The organism is Limimaricola litoreus, assembly GCF_024159025.1.
GTDB classification, from domain to species: Bacteria; Pseudomonadota; Alphaproteobacteria; order Rhodobacterales; family Rhodobacteraceae; genus Limimaricola; species Limimaricola litoreus.
Genome location: NZ_JAMYXC010000033.1, coordinates 1 through 4476 on the forward strand (window position 1 = coordinate 1; position 4476 = coordinate 4476).

At 70.9% G+C, this 4476-nt stretch carries 5 protein-coding genes; all 5 read left to right on the forward strand.

The genetic code is table 11. From position 1 onward, the window contains the following. Positions 1–87 precede the first annotated feature (87 nt). Positions 88–690, forward strand: a complete 603-nt coding sequence (gene tolA / locus NHG85_RS02735) for a cell envelope integrity protein TolA (protein WP_253329591.1) — start codon at positions 88–90, stop codon at positions 688–690. A 133-nt stretch (positions 691–823) separates the two neighbouring features. Next, positions 824–2155, forward strand: coding sequence for a Tol-Pal system beta propeller repeat protein TolB (gene tolB, locus NHG85_RS02740; RefSeq protein WP_253329593.1), 1332 nt, complete (start codon positions 824–826; stop codon positions 2153–2155). 74 nt (positions 2156–2229) lie between these two features. Continuing rightward, positions 2230–2775: a peptidoglycan-associated lipoprotein Pal gene (gene pal, locus NHG85_RS02745; RefSeq protein ID WP_253329595.1), complete on the forward strand. Its 546-nt coding sequence runs from the start codon at positions 2230–2232 to the stop codon at positions 2773–2775. After that, entirely contained in the window at positions 2775–3608 is an 834-nt protein-coding gene (gene ybgF, locus NHG85_RS02750) for a tol-pal system protein YbgF (RefSeq protein ID WP_253329597.1), read from the forward strand. Before pal ends, ybgF begins: the two co-directional genes overlap by 1 nt. A gap of 10 nt (positions 3609–3618) precedes the next feature. Further along, a partial coding sequence (tilS, locus tag NHG85_RS02755; protein WP_253329599.1) for a tRNA lysidine(34) synthetase TilS occupies positions 3619–4476 on the forward strand: 858 nt, incomplete at its 3' end.

The following is a 4476-nucleotide window of genomic DNA, read 5'->3' on the forward strand; positions in this document are numbered from 1 at the left end:
CCAGCGTCTTGCCGAGCGCGAAGGCCGTAGCGGTGACCTCGGGCGCGGTCTTGTCGGCGACCACCCGAGGAGGCCACGACCGAGATCGTGACCGAGGCCGAGGAGCCCGCAAGCGCGCCCGAGACGCCGCCCGCGCCGCAGCTGGCCCTGGCCCCGCCCTCGGCCCCGCGACCGCTTTCGCGCCCCGCGCGTGCGGCGCCCGATCCCGAACCCGCTCCCGTAACCGAGCCGGAAACGCAGACCGCCTCCTCGCAGGACGCCGAGCCCGAACCCGAGACGCCGCCTGCCACCGACACCAGCGACGCCGTGGCCGATGCGCTCGCCGCCGCGCTGGCAAGCACGCCCGCGCCCGCGCCCGCTGCCAACCCCGGCCCGCCGATGACCGGGGCCGAGCAGTCGGCCTTCCGCGTCGCGGTGCAGCAATGCTGGAACGTCGACGTGGGCTCCGAGGCGGCGCGGGTGACGCTCACCGTCGCCTTCGATCTCGACCCGCAGGGCCGGGTGCAGGGCGATGTGCGCCGCGTCGGCGGGCAGGGCGGCAGCGAGGCGGCGATCGAGGCGGCGTTCCAATCCGCGCGCCGCGCCATTCTGCGCTGCCAGCGCGATGGATACGTGCTTCCGGCCGAGAAATACGAGCAGTGGAAGGAGGTCGAGATGACCTTCGATCCCTCCGGCATGAGGATGCGCTGATGCATTGCTGCCACCCTGAGCGCTTCGCGTGCGATTGCTTTGAACCCGCGCCCCAGACGGGGCGTTGCCCAACCCTACGCCGCTGCGCAAAAGGGGCTGTGAACCCCCGCGGTCTGACGGAACGAGGACATAGATGCTGACCAGAACCATCGCGCTTCTGCTGGCGCCGCTCGTCGCGGCGACGGCCATTCCGGCACCCGCCCTCGCGCAGGACGGGCCCTTGCGGATCACCATCTCCGAAGGCGTGATCGAGCCGCTGCCCTTCGCCGTACCGGGGTTTCAGGCCGAAACCGCGGGCGCCGAGCAGATCGCCGCCGACATCACCCGCGTGGTGGCACAGGACCTGACCGGCACCGGGCTCTTCCGCGAGATCCCGGCCACCTCCTTCATCTCTACGCCCGCGAGCTTCGCCAGCCCCGTCGCCTATCCCGACTGGCGTGCGATCAACGCCCAGGCGCTGATCACCGGGGCGGTGGCGGTCAGTGGCGACCAGCTCACCGTGAAATTCCGCCTCTACGACGTGTTCACCGGCGCCGAGCTGGGCGAGGGGCTGCAGTTCACTGGCACCACGGGAGGCTGGCGGCGCATGGGTCACAAGGTGGCCGACGCGGTCTATTCCCGCATCACCGGCGAGAGCGGCTATTTCGACAGCCGGGTGGTCTTCGTTTCGGAATCCGGTCCCAAGGACAACCGGGCCCGGCGTCTCGCGATCATGGATTACGACGGCGAGAACCGGCAGTTCCTGACCGACAGCGCCTCGCTCGTGCTGGCGCCGCGCTTTTCGCCGAATGGCGACCGGGTGCTCTACACCAGCTACGAGAGCGGCTTCCCGCGGATCAACCTTCTCGACGTGGCCAGCGTCGGGCGGAGGCAGATCACCACCGTCGAGGGCGAGATGGCCTTCTCCCCGCGCTTTTCCAAGGATGGCGGCGCGGTGATCTACTCGGTCTCCACCGGCGGCAACACCGACATCTACCGCACCGACCTGAACTCGGGCGCGCATACCCGGCTGACCTCCGCCCCCTCGATCGAGACCTCGCCCTCGCTCTCGCCCGACGGCAGCCAGATCGTGTTCGAAAGCGACCGTTCGGGCACGCAGCAGCTCTACGTCATGTCCGCCTCGGGCGGCGAGCCGCGCCGCATCTCCTTCGGCGAAGGGCGCTACGGCTCTCCGGTCTGGAGCCCGCGCGGCGATCTCATCGCCTTCACCAAACAGAACGCGGGTCGCTTCCACATCGGCGTGATGCGCACCGATGGCTCCGAAGAGCGGCTGCTGACCTCCTCCTTCCTCGACGAAAGCCCGACCTGGGCGCCGAACGGGCGGGTGCTGATGTTCACCCGTGAGACTCAGGGCGCTTCGGGCGGGCCGCAGCTGCATTCGGTCGACATCTCGGGGCGCAATCTCAAGCCGGTGCCGACGGGGGGCTTCTCCTCGGACGCCTCGTGGGGCCCGCTGCAACGGTGAGGGCGGCGTTTGCACGCCGCCGGTCGCGTGCTAGGCATTCGGACAAACACTCCTTCAGGGGCAGGATTTTCAAGATGAACAAGTATTTCACCGTCTCCATCCTCGCAGCCGCGCTGGCGCTGTCGGCCTGCACCCGTCCCGACCGCTTCGGCAGCGGCGCGGACGGGCTGGGCTCCGACATCGCGGGGGCCGGGGCGGGTGCGGGCTTCGACCAGTCGGGCGCCATCGGCCAGAGCGGCCTGGGCAACCCCGACAGCCCCGAATATTTCGCTCAGGCCATCGGCGACCGGGTGCTGTTCCAGATCGACCAGTCGACCCTGACCTCCGAGGCGATGGCGACGCTCGACGGGCAGGCGCAGTGGTTGATGACCAATACCGACTACCTCGCCGTGATCGAGGGCCATGCCGACGAGCAGGGCACGCGCGAATACAACGTGGCGCTCGGCGCGCGGCGGGCCAACGCGGCGCGCGAATACCTGATCTCGCGCGGCGTGCCGTCCTCGCGTCTGCGCACCATTTCCTACGGCAAGGAGCGGCCCATCGCGACCTGTTCGGATGCAAGCTGCTACGCGCAGAACCGCCGCGCCGTCACCGTCATCGCCGCCGGGGCGCTGAGCTGATGCGCGCGTCCCTGAGCCGCCTCGCGCTCCTGTGCGCCCTCGCGGCCCCGGTCGCGGGGGCGGCGCAGGGGCAGGATCAGACACTCGCCGACATCCGGCAGGAACTGTCGGTGCTCTACGGCGATATCCAGTCGCTCAAGGGCGAGCTGAACACCACCGACGCCACCCCGCAGGCCGTGGGCGGCAATTCGGCGCTCGAGCGGCTCAATGCCATCGAGGCGCAGCTGCAGGGGCTGACCTCGAAGACCGAGGAGCTGGAGTTCCGCATCAACCGGATCACCACCGACGGCACCAACCGCGTCGGCGATCTGGAATTCCGCATCTGCGAGCTGGATGAGAACTGCGACATCAGCCAGCTCGGCGACACGCCCAGCCTTGGCGGTGTCGACAGTGCCGCGAACGTGCCGACCCCCGCCGCCCCGGTCTCGACCGGCACCGGCCCCGCGCTCGCCGTCGGCGAGAAGGCGGATTTCGAGCGGGCGTCGGAGGCGCTCGCACAGGGTGACTTTCGCCGCGCCGCGGACCAGTTCTCGGCCCATGTCCAGACCTACCCCGGCGGCGCGCTGAGCTCCGAGGCGCTGTTCAAGAAGGGTGAGGCCCTGACCGGGCTCGGCGAGAGCGCCGCGGCGGCGCGCGCCTATCTCGACAGCTTCTCGGGCGATCCCGACGGCAAGGTCGCAGCACAGGCGCTCTACAAGCTCGGCCGCTCGCTTTCGGCGCTGGGGCAGGTGCCCGATGCCTGCGTGACACTGGGCGAGGTCACCACGCGTTTTCCGGGCGATCCGGCCGCGATCGAGGCGCAAGCCGCGATGCTGGAACTGTCGTGCCAGTGACGGCGGCGGGGTGACCGCCGCGGCAGAGGATATTCTCGCCGCCGCCGCCCGATGCCTCGAGGCCGAGCTTTCCTCCCGGGGGCTCGGCCTCGCCGTGTCGGGCGGCGGGGATTCCATGGCGCTTCTGCATGCGCTGGCGCCCATGGCGCGCGATCGCGGCATCGCTGTTCGCGTCGCCACGGTCGATCACGGGCTGCGGGACGGAGCGCGGGCCGAGGCCGAGCGGGTGGCGCGCGATTGCGCCATTCTCGGCCTGCCGCACGAGATCCTCGACTGGACCGGCTGGGAGGGGCGCGGCAACCTGCAGGACGCCGCCCGCCGTGCGCGCCGTGCGCTGCTTACGGATTGGGCCAGGCGGCATGGTCTGGAGGCCGTGGCGCTGGGCCATACGCTCGACGATCAGGCCGAAACGGTGCTGATGCGGCTCGCGCGCGGCTCGGGGGTGGATGGGCTCTCGGCCATGTCTCCCATCCGACACGAAGACGGGCTCGTCTGGCTGCGCCCCTTTCTCGGGCTGCGCCGCGCGGCGCTTCGCGATTGGCTTTCGGAGCGGGGGCTGGGCTGGGACGAGGACCCGTCGAACGCCGATCCGCGCTTTCAGCGGGTCCGGGCAAGGGCCGCGCTGCGTGATCTGGCGCCTCTGGGCATCGACGCGCAGGGGCTGGCCGACACCGCGCAGCGCATGGCGATGGCGCGGGAGGCGCTGGAGGCGCCGGCAGCAGACCTGTCGCGCCGGGCGCTGCGGCTGCGGGCCGGTGCGGTCGAGATCGACGCCGCCCTGCTGGGGCGCGCGCCGGAGGAGACCCGGCTCAGGCTCGTCTCCGCCGCGATCGGCTGGATCGCCGGGCGCGCCTACCGGCCGCGGATC

Excerpts from the sequence above, each read along its gene's own strand:
- tolB (WP_253329593.1), top strand. The coding sequence starts at position 824 with ATGCTGACCAGAACCATCGCGCTTCTGCTGGCGCCGCTCGTCGCGGCG.
- ybgF (WP_253329597.1), top strand. The coding sequence starts at position 2,775 with ATGCGCGCGTCCCTGAGCCGCCTCGCGCTCCTGTGCGCCCTCGCGGCC.
- pal (WP_253329595.1), top strand. The coding sequence starts at position 2,230 with ATGAACAAGTATTTCACCGTCTCCATCCTCGCAGCCGCGCTGGCGCTG.